Consider the following 23042-nt stretch of genomic DNA (forward strand, 5'->3'; position numbering starts at 1 on the left):
AAATTCGATGGATCAACCGCTTGTCCACAAATCTCTCAGCCAATTTATTGCCGACCAATTACGCCGCGGTATATGGAACCGGGACATTCAGTTTGGTGAGCGTTTGCTTGAAAGTGAGTTGGCTGAAAGGTTTGAAGTCAGTCGCAGTTCAGTAAGAGAAGCGCTCATGATTCTCGAGCATGAAGGTCTCGTTAAGAGCAAGACGAGAAAGGGAACTTACGTCACCGAGTTTTCTGCTGAGGATCGACAAGAAATTTTGGAACTGAGGACATTGCTGGAGACCTATGCGTTTAAACGTGCGTTGCCTCGGTTAGAGGAAAAACACATAGAAGACCTTGAAAAAATACTTGAACGCATGAAAGTGAAGACAACAGAAAAAAATTGGAGTGACCTGTTTGATCTCGACATGCAATTTCACCACTACATTGTAAAAGTTTGCGGAAACTCACGACTTATCAGTATATACGACTCCATCCATGTCCAAATTAGAACATTTCTCGCCCACCTTGATCAGTATTACTCGAGTCACGAGTCGTTTTACGAAGAGCACAGGGAGTTGTTGGACGCCCTCTTAACACGGGATTCCAACATCATTGACAAAGCGGTTCGACAGCACATTGAGTATGTCGAAGAACAACTGCTCAACTTGTAAACAAGATCAAACTAATCAAGATCAGTATTGGAAGAGTTGACAGCGGTTATTTTCCTTCTGCCGTGCCGGATAGGGCGATCATTGAAGAATGGAGAATGCCCGTGGAACTTTCCGGCTGCCATGCTCACGCGCAAAATGGGACCAGCCCTTGCGGCGGGGTGTACGGTTGTTGTTAAACCTTCGAGTGAAAGCCCTTTAACAGCCGTTAAACTGTTAGAACTGTGTGAGCAAGCTGGTTTCCCCAAGGGCGTCGTCAATCTTGTGACGGGATCCTCCTCTAAGATTGGGAAAGCCATCATGGAAAACAGAAAAGTCCGTAAAATTACGTTTACTGGTTCGACTGAAGTTGGGAAAACATTGATCAGACAGAGTGCTGATCAAGTCAAGCGGTTGTCCCTGGAACTCGGTGGGCACGCCCCGATGATTGTCTTTGATGATGCTAATTTAGATGTTGCTGTAAAAGCTGTCATCGCTTCGAAGTTTAGAAATACCGGACAAACGTGCATTTGTGGTAACCGCATATATGTTCAGTCGGGGATATACGAAGCATTTTTGGAGAAATTTGCCGATCGTGTGAATCAGTTGAACGCGCGTCATTGAACAACTGGACTTTGGCATCGTTGGTTGGAATGACGGGACTCCTTCTGCCGCCCAAATTCCATTCGGAGGGATGAAGGAGAGCGGTATCGGCAGAGAAGGGGGACATGAGGGGATTGAGGCGTTCCTGGAAACTCAGTATGTATCAATAGGGATTTAAGAAAAAAAAACGGGAGGAACAACGGCATGAAGAAAACGTAGGAGTACATTTTCTAAATTCCACGTATTTCCCCAGTTTGGGGAAATAGCGAATTGAGAACTCGTGAATGGAAAGGGGGATAGTATGAGCCAGGAAAAGAGTTGGATACTTTCGAACGATTGACTTAATGTTCATTCTTCATATACAAGCTTAACTAAATAAACCTTGAAAAGAAAATGTTGTAGGGGTCCAAAAATTAGAGATTTTTACTCGTAGCATAGGGGGGATAATATGGCAGCTTATATAAAAACAGAGTGGACGGATCCTGTCACAAACGCAAAAGGTTACTTGGTAATTGATACATTAAAAGGCGGCATCGCTAGTGGCGGAACTCGTATGAGAAAAGGACTAACACAAAAAGAGGTGGCACGTCTGGCTCATACGATGACACTTAAAATGTCTACATTAGACTATCCAATTGGCGGAGCAAAAGCAGGGATTGATTATTCTCCGTCTAATCCAGACAGTTATGGAGTATTAAAAAGGTTTTTGGAGGCCCACAAACCTTATTTAGAGCAAGTGTGGATCACAAGTGATGATTTAGGCACGAGATTGGAAGACATCGCGAGAGCATTGAATGAAATAGGTTTAAAAACGGCTAACGCCTATTTAAATCAATATCCTGAAGCTGAGAATCTAATCGAGAATTTAAATAAAGCATTAAAATTAACGGTTAACAGTGTACCGCTTATTCACATGATTACTGGCTACGGTGTTGGAGTAACGACGCAGAAAGCTTTGGAATGGTTAGGGAGAGAAGTGACAGGGGCGACTGTTTCCATCCAAGGATTTGGAAGTGTTGGTGCGAGCGCGGCGTCATATTTTTCAAATGCAGGAGCAAAGGTTGTAGCGATTGCAGATATAGAAGGGACTGTTTTCTGTGAAGACGGTTTAGATATACCGCTACTCCTAAAGGCAAAAGACGAATATGGTTATATCGATCGATCTAGATTACCAAAAGCTTATTTAAACTTAACGAACACTGACTGTCTCACGTTGAATGTCGATGTGCTTGTTCCAGCTGCCGTTGCAGACGTTATTAATAAAGAAAACGCGCAAGATATTAAGGCGAAGCTAGTCGTCGAAGGAGCAAATATTCCGATAACAACTGAAGGGGAGAAAATTTTAACTAATAAAGGGATTTACGTTATTCCTGACTTCATTGCAAATGTGGGCGGGCTTGGTATGTTTGGAGCTATATTGTTTAAAAATTTGCCTCCAAATGCAGAAAAGATTTTAGACTATTTAAAAGAATCCCTAGAAAGAGCAACCATACATGCTCTTTCTCAAGCGAATGAGGAGGGAATTTCCCCAAGGGAAGCAGCCTACAGATCCTATAAGACAGAACCTATAAGATCATAGAAACTAGATAATTCCAATTATTAGAGGAGGAATTTTCATTATGGAACGTCTAATCGATTATATTGTCGCTGTATCTGATTGGATTTGGGGGCCACCCATGATTATATTGTTGTTTTTAAGTGGGATTTTTTTAACGATCCGTTTAGGTTTTTTCCAGTTCAGATATGCCTTTTATATAATTAAACAGACAATCGGAAGGGTTTTCAAAAAAACAAATGGGGAGGGGACGATATCGCCTTTCCAAGCCCTCACATCGGCTCTTGCCTGTACTATTGGTGCTGGGAACATTGTAGGTGTACCAGCCGCCATCATGTTTGGGGGCCCTGGGGCTATTTTTTGGATGTGGATGATTGCTTTGCTAGCGAGTGCTATTAAGTTCTCCGAAGTCGTGTTAGCTTTAAAATATAGGGAGAAAAATGCGAGGGGCGAGTTTGTTGGAGGGCCCGTCTACTACATGGCCAAAGGGTTGAATATGAGGTGGCTTGGCGTTTGGTTTGCGATAGCTTTAATGATTGAAGTTATTCCGAGTGTCATGGTACAAGGCAATTCCTTAGCCGCAACTGTTCAGGAAACGTTTAATGTGAATCCGGTCATGACGGGGATTGTATCGATGTTAATTGTCGGATTTGTCATTATCGGTGGAATCAAAAGAATTGGAAAGTTTACAGAGAAATTTGTCCCACTTATGGTTGGTTTGTATTTGTTTGGGGCTTTGATAATAGTGATAATGAATTTTTAACATGGTGGGGGAAGTTCTTTCATTAATTTTCACATATGCGTTTCAGCCGATGGCGGCGGTAGGAGGATTTGGTGGAGCAGCTATAGCACAAGCCATTCGCTGGGGATTTGCCCGCGGAGTGTACTCCAATGAAGCTGGAGTAGGAACCGCTCCAATCGCTCACGCATCCGCAACAACAGATCATCCAGTCAGACAGGGTTTATGGGCGGTAATGGAAGTTGTCATCGACACGGTAATTGTTTGTACAGCAACTGCATTTGTTGTGTTGTCTACCGGGGTTTGGAAAAATGAAGGGGCAGGCGGGAATCCTTCCGCACTGACAACAGAAGCGTTTTCTGTAGCTTTAGGTCAAACAGGTGGACTAATAGTTACCATTGCTCTCGTGTTTTTTGTCATATCTACTGTAATCGTTTTATCTTACTACGGCGAAAGACAAGCGGAGTATTTATTTGGGTTGAAAGGCGGAAAAATTATGAAGTTTGTATATGTATTGTCCGTTTTTGTTGGGGCGATCGGCGGTGCGCAAACAATTTGGAGCCTTCTGGACATCAGTTTGGCTGCCATGGCTATTCCAAATATTATCGCCCTAGTGTTGCTTAGCAAAGAGGTTGTCGAAATGAAGCGGGAATTTTTTGCGTCTGAAAAATATTATTTGCTAGATATTAAAAATCAAAACAAAGGTATTTCTTCATAAATAAATATTTGCTGCGTTGATAGAAAAGAAATTTTGGATCTCACAATGCTCAAGACGACGAATAAAATTAATCCTCCTACGACAGTGACGTCAGTAACGACCGATAAACGTGAGTTTAAAGGGGAATGTATTGTGAATAAAATACTGTTTAACGATCGAATCATTGAAAGAGAAAACGTCATCGATATAGAGGATCGAGGATATCAATTTGGAGACGGAGTTTATGAAGTCATTGGTGTATATGGCGGCAAGATGTTTATGTTAGACGAGCATATGGAGCGTTTAAAACGTAGCGCAGATGAAATTCAGTTAAAAATCCCTTTAATAATAAATGATTTAAAAAATAAGCTAAGGGAATTAGTGCTGATTAATAACTTGGAAGAAGGAATAATTTATTTACAGATTACCCGTGGAGTTGCCCCTAGATGGCACACATTTCCGGACGAAACGGTGTCACCCGTCACGATTGCTTACGTTCGATCGCTGAAGCGAATGACTGACTTAGAGAAAAACGGTGTTTCCGCAATTCTTACAGAGGATATTCGGTGGTTGAGATGTGATATTAAAACACTTAATCTGCTTCCAAACGTTTTGTCTAAGCAAAAAGCGGTGGAAAATAGCGCTTTTGAAGCTATTATGCACAGAAAAAATATTGTGACTGAAGCCAGTTCTTCAAACGTATTTATTGTAAAAAATGAAGAATTGTTTACTCATCCGGCAAACAATTTTATTTTAAACGGCATAACCAGAAAAAAGGTCATTCAATTGTGTGAGGAATTAAACCTCAAAGTGAATGAGGAAACTTTTACAGTTGACACTTTACTACAGGCCGACGAAGTGTTTATAACGGCAACGAAATTAGACATTATACCGGTCGTAAAGGTTAATAATCAACCCATTGGAACAGGCAAACCTGGAAATGTTACAAAAAAAATACTACACAAGTTTCAATCCCTCATTCAACCAGCCACGCAGACATAGGAGTACGGCAACGTGTGTGAGCATGCAAGCGAATAAGGTCGGCAAGCAGATAAGTATTCCGTACAAATAGACATGGAGATCTCACAAAAACCTAAAAAAACACCGCCTTCAGTGACGTCTCTGCCTATTAAGCCTTGACGCGCACGTGGAACTTCAGGATAAGGTCAATTCAACCAAAGTTTGATAGAATGGGATGTATCGAACGCATTGCCGATTGGGGGAACGGTCCTTGTATAGGGAGATCGCGAAACAAATTCAACAGGGAAAATGGCGCCCTTTTTACGTGCTGTGCGGCACGGAGACGTTTCTGATGGAGGAAATGATCGCCCACATGAAAACACACGCCTTGCGTGATGCGGATGACACATACAACTACAGCGCTCTCGACTTGGAACAGGTACCGGTGGAATCATTGGTGCAGGAGGCGGAGACGTTGCCGTTTATCGGAGAGAAGCGCCTCGTCGTCGGCCGTAACGCCTGGTTTCTCACAGGTTCGACAGGGAGGGCTGAAGTGAAGCACGATGTGGACGCCCTTCTGGCATACGCCCAATCCCCCCTCGACAGTTCGATCGTCGTCCTTACGGTTCCGCACGCTAAGCTGGACGAACGAAAAAAAGTGGTAAAGCAGCTAAAAAAATGGGCGACTGTCGTCCGATTCACCCCGCTGGAGAGGGGGGAGCTAAGGGCGTGGATCAAACGCAAAGTGTCGCAGTTTGGGGCCCGTATTGAAGCAGATGCGGTAGAAAGGCTGATTCAACTCGTTGGAACTGAATTGCGGCTCATCTATCAGGAATGCATCAAGCTGGCGACATATGTGGGCGAAGGAGGGGTGGTGACTTCACGGCACATAGACGACATCGTGCCGCGTTCACTGGAAGAAGACATTTTTAAGCTGGTCGATTGCATCGGAAGAACAGATATTGAAGGGGCCCTCGGGGTATTTTACGATTTGCTAAAAAAGCGGGAAGAGCCGCTGAAAATACTGTCTCTCATCGCCAGGCAGTTTCGGATCATGTTGCAAGTGAAAGAGCTCTCCTCACGGGGATTTTCGCAAAAACAAGTGGCCTCGATGCTCGGGTTGCACCCTTACCCGGTTAAAATCGCTTCCCAGCAGGGAAAGTTGTTTTCCGAGCAAGCACTGAGGGCGTTGTTGCTGGAAGCGAATCACGCGGATTACGCCATTAAGTCAGGCTACAAAGACAAAACGCTCGCCGTGGAGTGGTACATCATGCGTGTGAACCGTTGGGTGAAGGCTTAACGGCCTCATCTGTAGTTTCAAATTTTCTCCATTACAGGAATACTCCTTTTCTAACTAAGCTAATCATGTTAAGATCGAAAAGAACACATCGCTTCTTAGAAGAAAAAGGAGGGATAAGTTTTAGCTTGTCTTCTTCCTAGAAGACTTTCAATTTCACTTGTAAATTACTAAGTTTGAAAGCGCTCCCCGTACTTTTCGAGAGGGAATCAACGCATATTATTCCTTTCAAAGAATCATTGTTAAACGCGCTTTTACGACTATACACTGGGAGGAGAATACAGTGGACGAAGCAATGTTTGCCCATTACCCTCAGCAGCCTCACGGCGGCAAGCTCGTGAACAGAGTTTTAACCGGGAGGGAAAGGGACGAGGAACTGGCCAGAGCCAAAGAGTTGCCTATGATCGTCGTTGATTTAGAAGCGGTGATCACCATCGAAATGATTACAACCGGTGTCCTATCCCCAAATGAAGGTTTTATGAATGAATCGGACTATAAGTCCGTCCTTCAAAACGGCCGCCTGAGTAACGGCCTCATTTGGCCTGTACCATTAAGTTTTGCTCCAATAGGAAAGCGCAATCAAGAAGTCATTCAATCGCTGGCGGTCGGAGACGAAGTGGCCCTTGCCGATGAGACGAAGGAGCCCGTTGCCATCCTTAAAATTGAAGATATTTTTGCCTATGATAAAGAAGAACGCGCCCGCCATCTCTTTGGGACGAACGATCGCAATCACCCCGGTGTCGATTCAATTTACAGACGCATGGGAGAGTATGCGCTGGGTGGACCGTTAAAACTGTTGCGCCGAGCGCATTGGGGCCCTTTTGAAAAACTGCGCATGGAGCCGAAAGATACGTGGCGTCTATTTTACGAAGAAAAGAAATTTCGTTCCGTCGCCGGGTTTATTACGGGGGCGAACCCACTGCACCGGGGACATGAATATATTCACAGAAATGCCCTCGAAGAAATTGACGGTTTACTGCTTCAGCCTCTCGTAGAAATGGCGAAGCGCGAATACACCCGCCACGAATTTCGCATGCTGGCTTATCGAAGTGTACTTGAGACGTATTATCCGAAAGAGAGGGCCATTCTCTCTCCTCTACGGGTGACGTACATTTTTGCCGGTCCTCGCGAAGCCGTGTTGCATGCGCTGATCATGAAAAATTACGGTTGCACCCATGCACTCATCGGCCGGGACCATGCGGGTATTGGTGATTATTACGACAAGTACGCCAGCCATTCCATATTTGATGAATTCACCCCGGAAGAAATGGGCATCGACATTCGACTGTTCCATGAAGTGTTTTACTGCCTGCGCTGTGACAGTCTGGCGACCGTGCAAACGTGCCGCCACGATGACAGTCTGAGAATTAACATCTCGGGAACCAATATTCGGGAAATGCTCCGCCACGGCATTTTACCGCCAAAAGAGATCGTACGGCCAGAGTCTGCTCGCATCGCCATGCAGGGAATTCAGCCTAAAGGTGTTGACGAAAACAGACAATCGATCTCCCCTGTTGGAAAAATTATTAAAGGAACCTTCCCCTTCTATCTGGAAAGAACGAGACTCGGCGGTCCGAAGCGCGATGTTCCGTTAAAGCCTGAAGAGCTTAACATCCGTGACTTGGAAGCTGTGGTGATGGATGTCCGACACAATGCTGATCGAGTCTACCGTGATGTGTTTGACGAATTCAGCTCGATTGGAGATACGAATCGCGACTTGCATCCAGAATGGAGGAAGCAGGCCCGCGATGCCATGAGATCCCAACAAAAAATGGTCGTAGAGGATTTGGAAGAAAAAGTGAAACAAGCGCCTGCCGTTGCCTCAGATGAATTCATGTACCAAGACAAGGAAGAAGCGCAACGGGAGCTCGCAGCGGCGAAAAAGATTCTCGATGAAATTCCGTCGACACTTCGCAATGAAGATTTAGAGTACCGGACGTGGAATCCGTTGCCGTACGCGCGTTACAGAGGCAGCGATGAACCAGCCAAAAAGAAAGAAAGTGTAAAACCGTAAGATTTAATATTAAGGACTTGCCGCTCGTAGAGCAGCAAGTCCTTTAAACGGGATGCTGTGACACTGTCATTTCTGTAAAGCAAATATAGGATAGAACCTGTAAGTGAGCAGAAAAGAACGGAAACGTATCAACGTTATTGATCGCCGGATTCAAGGTTCTATCACACGAGTGAAAGTTGAGATTGACAGTGCATTTTTTATCGCCATACTGTTGACAAGTCAACGATATTGTAATACAATGCGTATGAAGTTGATTAGTCAACTATAAGAGCGGCTTAGATTTGAAAAGTGGAAAGGAGTATCCCATGATTCACAATCTGTCACGAGAGGAAAAAGGTGTTATCTTAATGCGCCTGATGATGTTCACGGTCACGCTGTCATCGCTCAACGCCCTCACGTTTAATGTGGTCATTCCAGAAATTAGTGAGGAGTTCAATCTGACCCTGGCGCAAGTGAGTTGGCTGTCATCCGCATATACGCTTATTTATGCGTTTGGAACAGTGACGTATGGCAAGCTTTCCGATCGAATTCAATTGAAAAGTCTGCTGACATTCGGACTGTCTGTGTTTGCAGCGGGTTCGCTGATTGGATTCATTTCTCAGACTTTTTGGGTTGCACTGCTTGGCAGGTGTTTGCAATCTGTAGGGGCTGCGGCTGTACCGGCAATCGCATTGATCATTCCGGTGAGATATTTCACACCTGGAAAGAGAGGAACTGCCTTGAGCATGACTGCTGTCGGTGTCGCACTTGGGGGCGCTTTGGCACCTGTCGTTTCTGCGCTTGTCGTCAGCTTTGCGAACTGGAGATGGCTATTTCTCCCCTCTTTACTGTTATTGCTGTTGCTTCCGCTATATCGTCAATATTTGGAACATGAACCGAAAAAAGATTCGCCCACACTATTCGATTGGCTTGGCGGCGGCTTGCTCGCTGCATCTATTTCCCTGCTGTTACTCGGGGTGACGAATCAAGTCTGGTCCTATCTTCCCTTTGGGTTCATCACTTTAATTCTTTTCATTGTGCGAATCCGCGCTGTAAAAGAAGCATTTGTCCAGCCACAGTTGTTTCGAAACAAACAGTATGCCGTCGCGCTGTTCATGTCCTTCACCATTAGCAGCATGGGGATATCTTTATATTTTTTAACGCCGATTTTGCTGTCAGACGTGTATCGTCTCAGTTCCAGTTGGATCGGTTTTGCCATGGTTCCTGCGGCGGTCACCGCTGCCATACTCGGGAGAAAGGGTGGCAAACTGGCGGATCGGAAAGGCAACCGTTATTTGTTCTCCGTTGCTTCAAGTTGTTTAATGACGTGTTTTGTCTTACTGTCCACCTTTACCGGGGCTTCGCCGTTTTTGATCCCTTTCTTCTTGATTTTCGGAAATGTCGGCCAGTCTTTCATTCAAATTGCGATGTCCAATTCCATCTCAAGAACGTTATCCAAAGAGCAGATCGGTGTAGGGATGGGATTTTTTTCTATGGTCAATTTTATTGCCCAAGGAATGGCGGCAGGAATCTATGGGATGATCGCGGAACAGGGGGCATCCTTCCACTGGAATCCATTGCACGTCGCTCAACAAGGCGGTCTTTTCAGCAATATTTACCTTACGCTTGCTGTGTTACATTTAGCGATATTGTTGATGTATCGCGCGTATCTCCACCCCAGGAATTCAAGGTATTCAGCCGAACTATCAAACAACTGATGGGAAATGAAAGAGGCGTTGTAAGGAGGTGAACCTACGTGACAACGATGAACCAGATCATTACTGAACAACTTTTGAAGTGGCCAAATGTAACCCTTAAACCTCACCGGTTTGGCGGGGTCGCCTTCCTCTATAAAGGAAAGGAAATCGGACATCTGCATGGAAATGTTCTGGTCGATATCCTGATGCCAAGGTCGCTTCGCGACCCATTCATTGCGTCAGGACGTGTTCATCCCCACCACATATATCCATCTTCCAGCTGGGTCTCAATCTATTTGAGATCAGAAGAGGATGCAGCCAATGCCGTAGAAGCTCTTCGAGCGAAGTACGAATATTTACTGGAGAACAGCTGACATGTCAACACTTTATATGATAAAATGCTTTCCAGTCGCAGGCAACATGGATTGAGGGGTAAAACAAGTGGAAAGTATTGCGAAATGGATATCGGTGCTGCACCGTCAATTCCAAATTTATTTAAACAGGGAACTGAGGGACTACGACATTAACTCCTCAGAGTATATTTTTCTCGTGAACCTTTATGAAGAAGACGGCGTATCACAAGAAAAGCTTTCCGCAAGTTTGTTTATCGACAAAGCTGCCACGGCACGGGCAATGCGCAGACTGGAACAGCTGGGCTACGTGAATCGAAAGCGCGACCCAAACGACAGCAGGAGCAATCTTGTAACCCTTACGAGCAAAGGAATGGAAATGAAAAAATTTATAAAATCAAAGTTAACCTACTGGACACAAACCATTTCCGAGGGACTTACAGATGAAGAGACAGAAGAAATGGTTAAAAAAATCAAACACATGTCCAGAAATGCACTCATCGAAACAAATCGAAATGACAGCATCAAAGACTGACACGTCTATTTTTCGTTCGCCGTGCACCATCAAAGTGTGACGCTGAATGGAACAGACGCTGTATGTTCACTGGCGCTTGACAATTGTTTTATGGCTTTTATGGCATCTTGCAAATGCTTGAGGAGCGTGATAGACTATTCGTGTTGTTCTTTGAGCGCATTGAACAATCCGGGAGGTGAAATGGATGCCGAACATTAAATCCGCCGTGAAACGGGCGAAGACGAGCGAGAAGCGCCGTGCGTTAAGAGCTTCGCAAAAGTCGGCTCTCCGTACAGCGATCAAAAAATTTGAACAAACTGTTGCCAACGCGAGCAGCGAGGAAGCGCAGGCGGCCTACAGCCAAGTGCAGAAAAAGCTGGACAAAGCCGTGACGAAAGGCCTGTTGCACAAAAATGCAGCTCGACGCCAAAAGTCTCGCCTGGCGAAAAAGATACACAACGCATAAAAAAACGACCCGCGGTGGGTCGCTTTTATTTTGGCTCAGGACAATCCCATCTTCTCTTTTACATCTTGCAGTGTCTGATGCGCAATTTCCTTTGCCCTCTCCGCGCCTTCCGCCAGAATGGCTTCCACTTCGCCGCTGTTGCGAATGTCCTCATACCGTTTTTGGATCGGTTCGAATTCGCCCACGACGACGTCGACGAGGTCTTTTTTCAGACGGCCGTACCCTTCACCCCTGTACATGCGTTCCAGCTCTTTGATCGACTTCCCCGCGAGTAAACTGTAAATCGTCAGCAAATTGCTCACGCCTGGCTTGCGTTCGGGATCATACCGTATCTCGTTCTCCGAATCTGTCACCGCCCGCATCAATTTCTTCTGGATGACAGAAGGGGGATCCAGAACTGCGATGTTGTTCCACTCTGTTTTTGCACTTTTGCTCATCTTTTTCGTCGGGTTGTCGAGGGCCATAATGCGGGCGCCGACTTTTTCGATTTTCGGCTCCGGCACTTTAAACGTTTCCCCGAAGCGCTGGTTGAAGCGGTTGGCCAGATCGCGGGTCAGTTCGAGGTGTTGTTTCTGGTCTTCGCCGACGGGGACATAGTCAGTTTGGTAGAGCAAGATGTCGGCCGCCATTAATACAGGGTAGGTGAACAGACCGACTGACACAGAGTCCTTCCCTTCGCTTTTTTCTTTAAACTGGGTCATCCGGTTGGCTTCTCCCATGTATGTGACACATTGCAACATCCAAGCGAGTTCCGCGTGGGCCGGGACATCAGATTGGACAAACAGAACCGATTTCTTCGGGTCGAGCCCGATGGCCAGGTACAGAGCCGCCAATTCCAACGTCTTTTCCCGCAGTTCTTGAGGATCGTGGGGAACGGTCATGGCGTGGAGGTTGACGACACAGTAAAACGCTTCGTTCTCCTCTTGGAACTGTTTAAAGCGCTGCAAGGCCCCGATGTAGTTACCGAGGTGGATGCGTCCAGATGGTTGCACACCCGAAAAAACGCGTTTCATGTCTCACCACTCCTTGATCGTGTACTGTGCGTTTCGGTATGGACAAAAAAACTTTCCCGTCCATCCAAGGGACGAGAAAGTTGCTCGCGGTACCACCCTCGTTCGTTTCGTTGGAAACGCCCTCACTCATAACGGCGTCCGCCGTCCCTCTCCTGTGTCACACACGGGAAAGGAATGCTCCCGAATCCCAGTTCCCGCGGGGGCCGGACCGGCTTCCCAGCTTCCGCCGGCTCTCTTCACGCGGCTGAATCCCGCAGTACTTCCATCCGTTCGACGCATTTTCCGTATTCAGGTTGCATCTTAGTTTACTTTGTCCTCCCCCTGTTGTCAACCGTGACTGAATAAAGGGACGGCATGTTTGGAATAAATAGGAGTAGCCAATATGGGCATACAGGGGGGCTGTGTGATGCCAAACGGTCAATTGGATCTCAGTCAGTATACCGTTCGAACGGATTTAGCACTGGAAGCACACGAAATGGCGGCACAAAAGCATGGTGACAAGCGTGACATTCCCGGTGTGCACATTGATGAAACTGAAGAAGACGGCATTACTGTCAGCTGGATTACGGTCGAGGACGATCAAGGCGGCGAGGAGCTCGGAAAGCAGCCCGGAACGTATTTAACGCTTGAAGCACCGGGTCTCAGGAGTAAGGACTCCAATTTGCAAAACCGCGTGGCGGCTAAGTTTGCCGAGCAGTTTGAACGCTATCTGAAGCTGATACATATTGATGACAGCGCCAAAATACTCATAATCGGTCTCGGCAACCAGCGTGTGACCGCTGATGCGTTAGGACCTTCTGTCGTGAACAACCTCCTCGTCACGCGTCACTTGTTTGAGCTAATGCCTGATCAGGTAGAAGACGGGTACCGGCCCGTGAGTGCCGTGTCTCCAGGGGTTCTCGGGACGACGGGCATCGAAACGAGTGAAATCGTGTTTGGCATCGTCGAACGTACACATCCAGATGTGGTCATTGCCATTGACTCTCTTGCGTCTAGGGCGTTGCAACGGGTCAACACGACCATCCAGGTTGCTGACACGGGCATTCACCCTGGCTCTGGCATCGGGAATAAGCGCAAAGCCTTGACCAAAGAAACGATAGGCGTTCCCGTTATCGCCATCGGCGTACCTACGGTTGTGGATGCGGCGACCATCGCCCACGACACGATCGACTTCGTATTGGCGAATGTCAACCGGGAGATGACCCAAGAGAAACCGAGTAACCCCCTCGATCCGTTCAACCGTCCGAATGTAAAAGAGTTGCAGTCTCAAGACGTGCCGGAAGAAACGCGTTCGAAAATGATGGGGATGATCGGAACGTTAAACGACGAAGAAAAACGCCGGCTCATCCACGAAGTGCTCAGCCCCCTTGGACAAAATTTAATCGTTACGCCGAAAGAAGTCGATGCCTTCATCGAAGACATAGGGAATCTGTTGGCCAACGGGTTGAACAGCGCCTTGCATCAATCGGTCAACTTAAAAAACGTGGAGGCGTACACCCATTAATTGATGGACAGCGGTTCTACTCTCTCTCGTCTTTTCATATAGGTGAGATAGACAAGCTCGAGAGAGGATGAGCCTTGATGCGCCGGACGTTTCGAGTCGTAACGTTAAATGTGACCGGCCCTGCCATGCGCCGCACATTTGTCATGTTGTGTTTAGGAACGGCCATCATGTTCGTGTTTACCGGAGTGATCGCCATGTTCCAGGCAGAGCGCGAAGCGAGTCCGGGCTCTGAATGGCGCAAGTGGACGTCTGGATTAACGGTCGGAACACTGTTAAGTGTCGTGGGACAAGAAGTCCCCTTTTTGTCCTCAAGTGTACAAGCTTCCGAACCCGTTTCGGTTTCCGGCATACTGTTCCAAATGACGACGAGCATCAACCCGGAGGATCCGCGCAGTTTTCTCGGCAGAGAACTGCCGGGATTCGAGTTGTTTGATGGCGACTTTCTCGTAAAGGGCGACGGGATCGACTATACCGATGCGCCGGTGGAATCTCCTCCCCCTCCACCGGACATGGAGCCGCCAGAGGTGAAACAAGGTGCTGAGAAAGAGGACAAGCCTGAAGAAGGGGAACAAAAGGCGTCTGATGCACCTGAACAGACGACGGATGGAAAAAAACGCGTCTTTATTTACCACACACACTGGAATGAATCGTTTTTGCCCCACTTAAAAACAGACGATAAAAATCTCGCCTTTCATCCAGAAGAAAACATAACGAAAGTAGGGAAGAAGTTAGCGGAAGAGTTGGAGAAAGTGGGAATTGGGGCGGAAGTTTCGGACAAAAGCTATGAAGACCGGACGACAGCGTACTCCGAATCGGGAAAAACGGTGCAGGCAGCGATGGCCAGAGATGATAATTTACAGTACTTCTTTGATATTCACCGCGATGCACAGCCATTGGATAAAACGTCAATTGAAATTGACGGACAAGAGTATGCCCGCGTGATGTTCGTGATCGGCAAAGAAAACAAAAACTATGAAAAAAACTACAAGTTGGCGAAAAAGTTTCACGACACGTTGCAAGAGATGTATCCAGGATTGTCCCGCGGCATTTATTCACCGAAAGGAGAGGGGGTGAACGGCGTGTACAACCAAGACATTTCTCCCCGGGCCCTCCTCATTGAGATCGGCGGTGTAGAGAACACGTTTGAGCAATTGAACCGCACGGCGAGAGCACTGGCTAAAGCGTTTGCCGAAATATACTGGGAGGCCGAACCCGTGGATGCCTCGGCAGATGAATGAAAAATTTAACGGGAGGAAAGACGTCATGCGCTGGATGATCCAACTGTCGATCCTCTGCCTAGCCTTGTTGATCGGCGTGTTCATCGGGATCGACCGGGCAGAACACAACATGCAGGAAATACAAGGGGCAGAAGGGGCGGGGAAGGTATTTGAAGTGTCTATCCCTGAAGAAGGAACGATGGAGATCTCCGTCTTAGGCGAAGAGTACGAAACAGTGCAGCCGATCAGCGAGGAACGCGTTGAAGAGAGCAAGAATGTCCTCGCACACCTTGGAAACAAGGCCGGGGAAGCGTTGGAGTGGGGAGCACGCAAAATTTTGGAGAGAATCTCCGAAATTGTAGACAAATTGACGTCGTAGGGCGTGTTACAGTTTTAAACCGCTGCGACTTTTAAACCGCCTGAGCAGGACGTGGCTTTCCACCCGCGTAATGCCCTGCACCGAATACAATTCCTCGTTAATGAAAGTTTCCAGCTTTCCGAAGTCCTCCACGAGCACGTGCATGTGTAGCGTACTCGGCCCCGTCATTTGGTAAATGCTCGCCACGTTGGGGTTGTTCGCTAAGTTTTGAGCGACTTCGACCAACTGTTTCGGTTCAACGTCAACCTCGAAGAACGCTGACACCTGTTTCCCAACTTTTTCGGAGTTGATCACTGCCGTAAATTTCTCGATCACCCCCCTCTCCATCAACTGGTCCACACGGTCGCGCACCGCTACGCGCGACAAGTTGACGCGTTTCCCCAACTCCACGTACGACAGACGCCCATTCTCCACAAGCAGTTCAATGATTTTGCGGTCGATATCGTCGAGCTTCATTCTTTCACATCCTTGTCAGTGATTTGACAGCTAACCGTATCATACGACATAATTGAACATATAGAAAGTATTATATTTAAAGTTCTTTATTAATGAAAGTCATTATGTCCAATTTTGTACATAATGATAAGAAAACTACCGGGGGGGAGAAACGCATGCGGCACCTTGATCCTTTGTTCCAACCTTATCCGATGGCGATAATGCCTGTTTACGCGAAAAAAGGGATGGTGGCCACTTCCCAGCCCCTTGCCGCCCAGGCCGGTCTGGATATGTTGAAACAGGGGGGCAATGCGATTGACGCCGCCATTGCCACGGCTGCCTGTTTAACAGTTGTGGAACCTGTGTCCAACGGGATCGGAGGGGATGCTTTTGCCCTCGTGTGGACCGGCGGCAAACTCTACGGTCTCAATGCGAGCGGCCCCGCACCGCAAAATATCACGATTGACAAAGTGAAACAGAGAGGGTACGACGCCATGCCCAGTTACGGGGTGTTACCGGTAAACGTTCCCGGCGCCCCGGCGGCGTGGGCGGCGCTGTCCGAGCGGTTTGGCAAACTGCCCTTTTCTAAGTTGTTAAAACCGGCGATTCAGTACGCCGTAGAGGGCTACCCGATCTCCCCTGTTCTGGGGACATGTGGCGCCGTGCGGCAGATGTGTTCCGAAAAAAACTGCGGGGGGAAGAATTTTCCCACTGGTTTGACACGTTTACTCCCGGGGGAGAATGTCCGCACATCGGTGACATGTGGCGTTCTCCCCGACACGCAGAAACGTTGCAGTCCATCGCGGACACACGAGGGGACTCGTTTTACCGCGGAGAGTTGGCGGAGAGAATCGACCGGTTTTTCCGGCAACATGGCGGGTTTTTAAGGGCCGAAGACTTGGAGCGTTACACTCCGGAGTGGGTGGAGCCGATTCACATCCGCTACCGCGGTTACGACGTGTGGGAAATGCCGCCCAACGGACAGGGACTAGTGGCGTTAATGGCGCTCAACATATTAAAAGGGTTTGATTTTGCAGACCGGGACACCCTCGATACGTTCCATAAGCAAATTGAGGCGATCAAGCTCGCATTTGCCGACGGCCAAACGCATATTACAGAGCCCGGCAAAATGGCCGTTTCTGTCGACGACTTGCTATCTGACGCGTACGCTGAGGAAAGGAGAAAACAGATAGGCGAATCGGCTTTGGAACCGCTACCCGGGAAGCCGTTAAGCGGTGGTACCGTGTATGTGGCGACGGCGGATGCGGAGGGAAATATGGTGTCCTTCATTCAAAGCAATTACGAAGGATTCGGGTCTGGATTAGTCGTGCCGGATACGGGAATCAGTCTGCACAACCGCGGACGGAATTTTTTGCTGGACGTAAACCACGTCAACCGGCTTGAGCCCGGAAAGCGACCGTACCATACGATTATTCCTGGGTTTCTCAGCAAGGGGAGTGAGCCAGTCGGCCCCTTTGGGGTGATGGGCGGTTTCATGCAGCCCCAGGGACACGTCCAAGTGGTCATGAATACGATCGACTTTCATTTGAATCCGCAAGCGGCTCTCAACGCCCCCAGATGGAAGTGGGTAGGAGGGAAGAGGGTAGAAGTGGAACCGGCTTTTCCGCACCATCTGGCTTTGTCTCTTGCTGCAAAAGGACACGACGTAAAAGTTGCCTTAGATGCGACAGGATTTGGCCGGGGACAAATCATATGGAGAGATGCGTCGTCCGGAGTTCTCGTCGGAGGAAGCGAAGCGCGCACAGACGGAACGGCAGCCGTGTGGTGAATGGCGTGATGATGAAACACTGGCACTTGTTTTTAGCTTTTTTTCGCGTCGGGATCTTGGGATACGGCGGGGGCCCCTCTTCTATCCCCCTCGTGCAAAAAGAAGCCGTTGGCAGGTACAGATGGCTCAATGACGAAGAATTCGGGGACATTCTGGCACTGGGAAACACCTTGCCCGGCCCGATTGCGACCAAAATGGCAGGTTACATCGGGTACCGCGTGGCAGGTGTTTTCGGCGCTGTGACGGCAACGTTCGCGACAGTGTTGCCGACGGTGTGTTTGATGGTGGTACTGTTGACGGTTTTTACCTCGTTTAAGGACCTGACGTGGGTCGCGGGGGCGACGAAGGGAGTGACGCCTGTCGTCGGGGTCATGCTGGCCATGCTCGCCTTCGACTTTTTTAATAAAGCCCGTACTGGCGGACTAGGCTTGAGAAATACTGTCATCCTCTTGCTGGCAAGTTTTGTCGCCCTGACAGTGTTGCGTGTTCACCCGGGCGCACTCATCGCAGGGTTACTGCTGTTGGCCATCGTTCAACCTGATAAAGAGAAATAAGTCATCCAACGAGCGAGGAGTCTAACAGATGATTTACTGGCACATTTTTTCCGCTTTTTTTATTGCCAATATTCTCGGTTACGGCGGCGGACCGGCGACGATTCCCCTTGTGCAACGTGAAGTCGTCAACCGTTACGGTTGGATGAACACTGAAGAGTTCGGAGAAGTTTTAGCTTTGGGAAACGCGCTGCCGGGCCCCATTGCAACCAAGATGGCAGGTTACATCGGGTTTGAGCAGGCCGGCCTGTTGGGAGCAGTCGTCGCGTTGTTTGCCACAGTAGCGCCGTCCCTTATGATCATGATCGCCTTCTTGCAGATTCTCCACCGTTTTAAAGACTCGCCGAAAGTACAGCGGATGTCGTTGTGGATTCGTCCGACGATCGCCATCCTTCTAGGCTGGATGGCTTACGATTTTTTTTACAGCGCGTACACGGATATAGGCTGGGTGCACACACTCGTTTTACTGATCATGAGTTTTTACTTGTTGGAGCGAAAGAAAGTTCATCCGGCCTTTGTCATCGTCGGCGCTTTAGGGTACGGCGCTGTCTTTTTAGGAGGGTGAGAGGGTGAGTGATAAGTGATCGATGTCGACAGCTCGTATTTTTGTTTCCGATGCGGTACGTCAACATGAGGCTGAACTTGTGCATGCCCAACATGAGCACTCCCCCCATGAGCTGGTCCAGTTCCCTGCTCCACGGAAAAGGAAGAAGAGAGCTTGGGTGTGTTTGTTGTGGAGGCAGGCAAAGTTCAGTTGTCAGCTGTGAAAGGTAAGGGTTGTTCAAACCGCCCATCAAGGCGCCTGCGATAAGGAGGAGGCAGGCCGGCATCAAGATCAGTCCGCTCAGAATGGCGTACCGCTTTTTCTCCCTTTTGCCCAAGGGTGCTGCTGGATCTGGTGCCGCCACCGGGTTCCACATGGGAAAAGCCAAGGCGAACATGGACACGAGATACCACCGGTGAAGCGGGGGGTGTTGGATGAGAAGGGTTAAGACGAACGGTATGTGATAGCACAAGAACAGAACGGAAAATGAGCCCAGGGCAAAGGTTGACGTGTGTACGCCCCGACAACGCCCCTGCCCATCCGTCCCATTCTGCAGGCGTTTTGGAAAAAAAGGGGCGCCGACTGTCCTGGCCGTTTTTCCCAAGTGTTGACGTAATGGGCGGGGAATCCCTGCTAAAATTAAGGGAGGCACGATAAAGTAAAGGACACTCATGTGAATCATGTGCGAACTAAACGTGAGGTGACTGACGGATGACAACGGGCTGCCCGCCGTTAAGTACAGTAAGCCTAACCCGAGGAGAAAGGGAAAGGACTGCCTTTGAAAAAAGCCCACATTCGTCCAGCACTTGACGAGATAGACGTACAGAGCGGCTGTACACAGCAGAGCGACGAGCAGTGGCACGTTCCACACCAACTGCCCTTCGAATCTCAAAATGTCCAGTAACATCTCTGTCCCCGCCTTTCAAGCGTACATTGTCATCCCTACATAATTACGTTGGGGGTCTGGATTTATCACCAGATGTTGCAAAAGGCCATTTCGTGTGCGGCCCTCGTGGAACGGGGTATACGGCCGGCCGAGTGCAATTGATGGCGTCTGACCGGACTGGTATAATATATAGCTGTTACTGGTTGGAACGGAGCAGCGGGAGGTTCGACATGGACGAGAAGAGGCAGCACAACATACGCAACTTTTCTATTATCGCCCACATCGATCACGGAAAGTCGACCTTGGCGGATCGACTTTTGGAGTACACGGGGGCGTTGACAGAGCGGGAAATGTCGGAACAGTTTCTCGATCAGATGGACCTTGAGCGGGAACGAGGCATTACAATTAAAATGCAAACGGTCCGCTTGAACTATAAGGCGAAGAACGGGAAAGTGTACCAACTGAACCTCATTGATACACCTGGTCACGTCGACTTTAGCTACGAAGTGTCCCGCAGCCTGGCAGCTTGTGAAGGAGCGCTCCTCGTAGTCGACGCGGCCCAGGGGATTGAGGCGCAGACGCTGGCTAACGTCTACTTGGCTCTGGAGTCAGATCTGGAAATCATTCCTGTCATTAACAAAATTGATTTGCCCAGTGCAGAGCCGGAACGGGTCAGGCAGGAAATCGAGGATGTCGTCGGGTTAGACGCCCGGGACGCTGTTCTGGCTTCAGCAAAAGAAGGCATAGGCACTGAAGACATCCTGGAACAGATTGTACATAAAGTTCCCCCGCCGAGCGGAAATTCGAAGGCGCCGCTAAAAGCTCTCATCTTTGATTCCGTTTACGACGCGTACCGCGGCGTCATTACACACATTCGCGTCGTCGACGGTTCCATTAAAAAAGGCATGAAAATTAAAATGATGGCGACCGGAAAAGTGTTTGAAGTGGATGAGGTCGGCATCTTTGCGCCGCACCCGGTTGAAGTAGAAGAACTGTCGGTCGGCGATGTCGGGTACGTCGTAGCCGGTATTAAAAATGTCGGCGACACGCGTGTCGGGGATACGGTAACGGACGCCGAACGGGAAGCAGACGAGCCGCTTCCCGGTTATCGAAAAATTAACCCGATGGTGTTTTGCGGACTGTATCCAGTGAACAGCGACGATTTTAACGATTTGCGTGACGCGTTGGAAAGATTGGCGCTAAACGATGCCTCCCTTCGCTTTGAACCAGAAACGTCCACAGCCCTCGGGTTCGGTTTTCGCTGTGGTTTCCTCGGCCTTCTGCACATGGAGATCGTTCAGGAACGGCTTGAGCGGGAATACGGTATACCGCTGATTACGACAGCTCCGAGCGTCGTGTATCGCGTGACGAAAACAAATCAAGACGTGCTCCACGTCGAAAATCCGACCAACTTGCCGCCTGTACAAGAAATCGAGTCTGTAGAAGAGCCGTATGTGAAGGCGTCCATCATGGTACCGAGCGACTTCGTCGGACCTGTCATGGAATTGGCGCAAGAAAAGCGCGGCCACTTTCTCGACATGCAGTATATAGATGAAACGCGCGTGAATATCGTGTACGAATTGCCGCTATCGGAAATCGTCTTCGACTTCTTTGACCAGTTGAAATCCAGGACGCGGGGATATGCGTCGTTTGATTACGAATTAATCGGATATCGACCGTCGAAGTTAGTTAAAATGGATATTTTGCTTAACGGAGAAGTGGTAGACGCACTGTCCACGATTATTCACCGGGACAAGGCGTATTACCGGGGCCGGGCGTTAGTCGAAAAACTGAAAGAACTCATCCCGCGGCAACAGTTCGAAATTCCTGTTCAAGCTGCGATCGGAAACAAAATTATCGCCAGAGAAACGATACGGGCGTTGCGCAAAAATGTTCTGTCCAAGTGCTACGGCGGAGACATCACCCGCAAACGGAAACTGCTGGAAAAACAAAAAGAGGGCAAAAAGCGGATGAAAGCTGTCGGCAACGTAGAGATTCCGCAAGAGGCGTTTATGGCTGTGCTCCAAATCGATGAGAAAAAATAGGGAAGAGTGGTGGCGATGCAGCCGAGATCGGTTTACGTGCATATTCCGTTTTGTATGAAAATGTGCCATTACTGTGACTTTGCGACATACACAGTGAAAGGGCAGCCTGTCGACGCGTACCTTGATGCCCTGGAGGCGGAAATGCACCTCGCCTTGCACGGCTCTCCTGCTGGTGAAGTGCACACTATTTTTGTCGGCGGCGGCACGCCGACGGTTTTAACCGCTGCCCAAATGGAACGGTTGCTGTCGATCGTTGGGAAGTATTTTCCGCACCGGTCAGACGACCTGGAATTTACAGTTGAAGCGAACCCGGGAACTGTCGACCTTGAAAAGCTGGCTGTCATGCGCGACGGAGGTGTCAACCGCCTCAGCCTTGGAGCCCAGTCTTTCGACGATCGCCTGTTACAGGCGATCGGGCGGGACCACGATGCGCGAACTGTCATCGAAAGCATTGACGTTGCAACATCGGCTGGTTTTCACAACATCTCGCTGGATTTAATGTACGGTTTGCCGGGACAAACGGTCGACGTGTTAGATGACACGCTCGAGGCAACCCTCCGCTTAGGCTTACAGCATGTTTCGGCGTACGCTCTCAAAATCGAAGAAAACACCCTCTTTTACTCGCTCCAGCAGAAGGGGCAATTGAGTCTTCCCACGGACGACGAAGAGTACGAGATGTACCAGTTGGTGCGCCAGCGAATGGCCGAAAGCGGGTACGTACAGTACGAGGTCAGTAATTTTAGCCTGGACGGATTTGAAAGTCGTCACAATCAAACGTATTGGCGGAATGAACCGTACTACGCCTTCGGTGTCGGCGCCCACGGATTTACCGACGGCGTTCGCTTTGCCAATGTGCGTGGGCTAAAACCGTATATCCAAGCGGTGAAGGAAAAACGCCTTCCCCGGGCAGACCAGTACAAAGTCAGTCGGAAAGAAGACATGGAGAACACGGTCATTCTCGGACTGAGAATGAGGGAAGGAGTTTCCACCTTGCGGTTTGAGCAGCGTTTCGGGGTTCAGCTAGCGGACGTTTACGGCGACCACATGAAAGAGTTGGAACAAAAGGGGTGGTTGACGCAAGATGAACGTTCCGTCCGGTTGACGGAGAGCGGCTTGCTCTGGGGAAATGAAGTGTTTGCCCGTTTCATCTCGTGAACGACGAGGCTTAAGATTGCGTCAA

At 48.8% G+C, this 23042-nt stretch carries 19 protein-coding genes, 3 pseudogenes and 1 other annotated feature; of the genes and pseudogenes, 19 read left to right on the forward strand and 3 right to left on the reverse strand.

Annotated elements, in window-relative coordinates; translation table 11 throughout:
• Positions 1–7 precede the first annotated feature (7 nt).
• From B0W44_RS05520 to rpsT, 11 genes and pseudogenes are all read left to right on the forward strand, one after another.
• Positions 8–652, forward strand: coding sequence for a GntR family transcriptional regulator (locus B0W44_RS05520; protein ID WP_228441501.1), 645 nt, complete (start codon positions 8–10; stop codon positions 650–652).
• 99 nt (positions 653–751) lie between these two features.
• Positions 752–1409: pseudogene (locus B0W44_RS05525) on the forward strand (aldehyde dehydrogenase family protein); the annotation flags it as partial.
• A gap of 270 nt (positions 1410–1679) precedes the next feature.
• Positions 1680–2810, forward strand: a complete 1131-nt coding sequence (locus B0W44_RS05530; RefSeq protein ID WP_077719146.1) for a Glu/Leu/Phe/Val dehydrogenase dimerization domain-containing protein — start codon at positions 1680–1682, stop codon at positions 2808–2810.
• 40 nt (positions 2811–2850) lie between these two features.
• Positions 2851–4243 (forward strand): annotated as a pseudogene (locus B0W44_RS05535) (alanine/glycine:cation symporter family protein).
• 132 nt (positions 4244–4375) lie between these two features.
• Positions 4376–5224, forward strand: a complete 849-nt coding sequence (dat, locus tag B0W44_RS05540; protein ID WP_149026939.1) for a D-amino-acid transaminase — start codon at positions 4376–4378, stop codon at positions 5222–5224.
• Between the two features lie 229 nt (positions 5225–5453).
• Entirely contained in the window at positions 5454–6482 is a 1029-nt protein-coding gene (holA, locus tag B0W44_RS05545) for a DNA polymerase III subunit delta (RefSeq protein WP_169835432.1), read from the forward strand.
• A gap of 280 nt (positions 6483–6762) precedes the next feature.
• On the forward strand, positions 6763–8493 hold the full coding sequence (locus tag B0W44_RS05550; RefSeq protein WP_228441553.1) for a sulfate adenylyltransferase: 1731 nt from the start codon (positions 6763–6765) through the stop codon (positions 8491–8493).
• Positions 8494–8852: 359 nt separating this feature from the next.
• Complete coding sequence (locus B0W44_RS05555; RefSeq protein WP_418304088.1) at positions 8853–10190, forward strand: MFS transporter; 1338 nt, start codon at positions 8853–8855, stop codon at positions 10188–10190.
• 47 nt (positions 10191–10237) lie between these two features.
• A complete protein-coding gene (locus B0W44_RS05560; RefSeq protein ID WP_077721269.1) occupies positions 10238–10543 on the forward strand; it encodes a luciferase domain-containing protein in 306 nt (101 codons plus the stop codon).
• Between the two features lie 67 nt (positions 10544–10610).
• Complete coding sequence (locus B0W44_RS05565) at positions 10611–11054, forward strand: MarR family winged helix-turn-helix transcriptional regulator (RefSeq protein ID WP_077719150.1); 444 nt, start codon at positions 10611–10613, stop codon at positions 11052–11054.
• A 184-nt stretch (positions 11055–11238) separates the two neighbouring features.
• Positions 11239–11499, forward strand: coding sequence for a 30S ribosomal protein S20 (rpsT, locus tag B0W44_RS05570; protein WP_077719151.1), 261 nt, complete (start codon positions 11239–11241; stop codon positions 11497–11499).
• A gap of 35 nt (positions 11500–11534) precedes the next feature.
• Here the strand turns inward: rpsT and trpS are convergent, their stop codons facing one another.
• Complete coding sequence (gene trpS / locus B0W44_RS05575) at positions 11535–12512, reverse strand: tryptophan--tRNA ligase (RefSeq protein WP_077719152.1); 978 nt, start codon at positions 12510–12512, stop codon at positions 11535–11537.
• A gap of 64 nt (positions 12513–12576) precedes the next feature.
• Positions 12577–12795, reverse strand: a binding site (T-box leader).
• Positions 12796–12918: 123 nt separating this feature from the next.
• On the opposite strand from trpS, the gene gpr reads away from it, so the two are divergent.
• From gpr to B0W44_RS05590, 3 genes are all read left to right on the forward strand, one after another.
• Complete coding sequence (gpr, locus tag B0W44_RS05580) at positions 12919–14016, forward strand: GPR endopeptidase (RefSeq protein ID WP_077721270.1); 1098 nt, start codon at positions 12919–12921, stop codon at positions 14014–14016.
• 77 nt (positions 14017–14093) lie between these two features.
• On the forward strand, positions 14094–15254 hold the full coding sequence (gene spoIIP, locus B0W44_RS05585) for a stage II sporulation protein P (RefSeq protein WP_077719153.1): 1161 nt from the start codon (positions 14094–14096) through the stop codon (positions 15252–15254).
• The gene (locus B0W44_RS05590; RefSeq protein ID WP_169835433.1) at positions 15247–15612 is read left to right on the forward strand and encodes a DUF3679 domain-containing protein; all 366 of its coding nucleotides are present in this window, start codon (positions 15247–15249) and stop codon (positions 15610–15612) included. Before spoIIP ends, B0W44_RS05590 begins: the two co-directional genes overlap by 8 nt.
• 6 nt (positions 15613–15618) lie before the next feature.
• Here the strand turns inward: B0W44_RS05590 and B0W44_RS05595 are convergent, their stop codons facing one another.
• Entirely contained in the window at positions 15619–16068 is a 450-nt protein-coding gene (locus B0W44_RS05595) for an Lrp/AsnC family transcriptional regulator (RefSeq protein WP_077719155.1), read from the reverse strand.
• 155 nt (positions 16069–16223) lie between these two features.
• On the opposite strand from B0W44_RS05595, the pseudogene B0W44_RS05600 reads away from it, so the two are divergent.
• The 3 genes and pseudogenes from B0W44_RS05600 to B0W44_RS05610 all read left to right on the forward strand — a co-directional run bounded on the left by B0W44_RS05600 (position 16224) and on the right by B0W44_RS05610 (position 18952).
• Positions 16224–17836: pseudogene (locus B0W44_RS05600) on the forward strand (gamma-glutamyltransferase family protein).
• An 8-nt stretch (positions 17837–17844) separates the two neighbouring features.
• Positions 17845–18390, forward strand: a complete 546-nt coding sequence (locus tag B0W44_RS05605) for a chromate transporter (RefSeq protein WP_335582656.1) — start codon at positions 17845–17847, stop codon at positions 18388–18390.
• 28 nt (positions 18391–18418) lie between these two features.
• The gene (locus tag B0W44_RS05610) at positions 18419–18952 is read left to right on the forward strand and encodes a chromate transporter (protein WP_077719156.1); all 534 of its coding nucleotides are present in this window, start codon (positions 18419–18421) and stop codon (positions 18950–18952) included.
• Here the strand turns inward: B0W44_RS05610 and B0W44_RS05615 are convergent.
• On the reverse strand, positions 18906–19838 hold the full coding sequence (locus B0W44_RS05615) for a cytochrome c oxidase assembly protein (protein WP_077719157.1): 933 nt from the start codon (positions 19836–19838) through the stop codon (positions 18906–18908). The genes B0W44_RS05610 and B0W44_RS05615 overlap by 47 nt on opposite strands.
• A 209-nt stretch (positions 19839–20047) precedes the next feature.
• Here B0W44_RS05615 and lepA point away from each other — a divergent pair, with 209 nt between their 5' ends.
• Positions 20048–21862 (forward strand): translation elongation factor 4, encoded by a 1815-nt coding sequence (gene lepA / locus B0W44_RS05620; RefSeq protein WP_077719158.1) that lies wholly within the window; start codon positions 20048–20050, stop codon positions 21860–21862.
• Between the two features lie 15 nt (positions 21863–21877).
• Positions 21878–23017, forward strand: a complete 1140-nt coding sequence (gene hemW, locus B0W44_RS05625; protein WP_077719159.1) for a radical SAM family heme chaperone HemW — start codon at positions 21878–21880, stop codon at positions 23015–23017.
• Positions 23018–23042: the final 25 nt, after the last annotated feature.

This window comes from Novibacillus thermophilus (assembly GCF_002005165.1).
GTDB lineage: Bacteria > Bacillota > Bacilli > Thermoactinomycetales > Novibacillaceae > Novibacillus > Novibacillus thermophilus.

Bases quoted from the DNA above. Each gene is read 5' to 3' on its own strand.
- B0W44_RS05520 (WP_228441501.1), top strand. From the start codon at position 8: ATGGATCAACCGCTTGTCCACAAATCTCTCAGCCAATTTATTGCCGAC.
- B0W44_RS05530 (WP_077719146.1), top strand. From the start codon at position 1,680: ATGGCAGCTTATATAAAAACAGAGTGGACGGATCCTGTCACAAACGCA.
- B0W44_RS05555 (WP_418304088.1), top strand. From the start codon at position 8,853: ATGTTCACGGTCACGCTGTCATCGCTCAACGCCCTCACGTTTAATGTG.
- B0W44_RS05560 (WP_077721269.1), top strand. From the start codon at position 10,238: ATGAACCAGATCATTACTGAACAACTTTTGAAGTGGCCAAATGTAACC.
- rpsT (WP_077719151.1), top strand. From the start codon at position 11,239: ATGCCGAACATTAAATCCGCCGTGAAACGGGCGAAGACGAGCGAGAAG.
- trpS (WP_077719152.1), bottom strand. From the start codon at position 12,512: ATGAAACGCGTTTTTTCGGGTGTGCAACCATCTGGACGCATCCACCTC.
- gpr (WP_077721270.1), top strand. From the start codon at position 12,919: ATGCCAAACGGTCAATTGGATCTCAGTCAGTATACCGTTCGAACGGAT.
- spoIIP (WP_077719153.1), top strand. From the start codon at position 14,094: ATGCGCCGGACGTTTCGAGTCGTAACGTTAAATGTGACCGGCCCTGCC.
- B0W44_RS05590 (WP_169835433.1), top strand. From the start codon at position 15,247: ATGAATGAAAAATTTAACGGGAGGAAAGACGTCATGCGCTGGATGATC.
- B0W44_RS05595 (WP_077719155.1), bottom strand. From the start codon at position 16,068: ATGAAGCTCGACGATATCGACCGCAAAATCATTGAACTGCTTGTGGAG.
- B0W44_RS05605 (WP_335582656.1), top strand. From the start codon at position 17,845: ATGATGAAACACTGGCACTTGTTTTTAGCTTTTTTTCGCGTCGGGATC.
- B0W44_RS05610 (WP_077719156.1), top strand. From the start codon at position 18,419: ATGATTTACTGGCACATTTTTTCCGCTTTTTTTATTGCCAATATTCTC.
- B0W44_RS05615 (WP_077719157.1), bottom strand. From the start codon at position 19,838: ATGTTACTGGACATTTTGAGATTCGAAGGGCAGTTGGTGTGGAACGTG.
- lepA (WP_077719158.1), top strand. From the start codon at position 20,048: ATGGACGAGAAGAGGCAGCACAACATACGCAACTTTTCTATTATCGCC.
- hemW (WP_077719159.1), top strand. From the start codon at position 21,878: ATGCAGCCGAGATCGGTTTACGTGCATATTCCGTTTTGTATGAAAATG.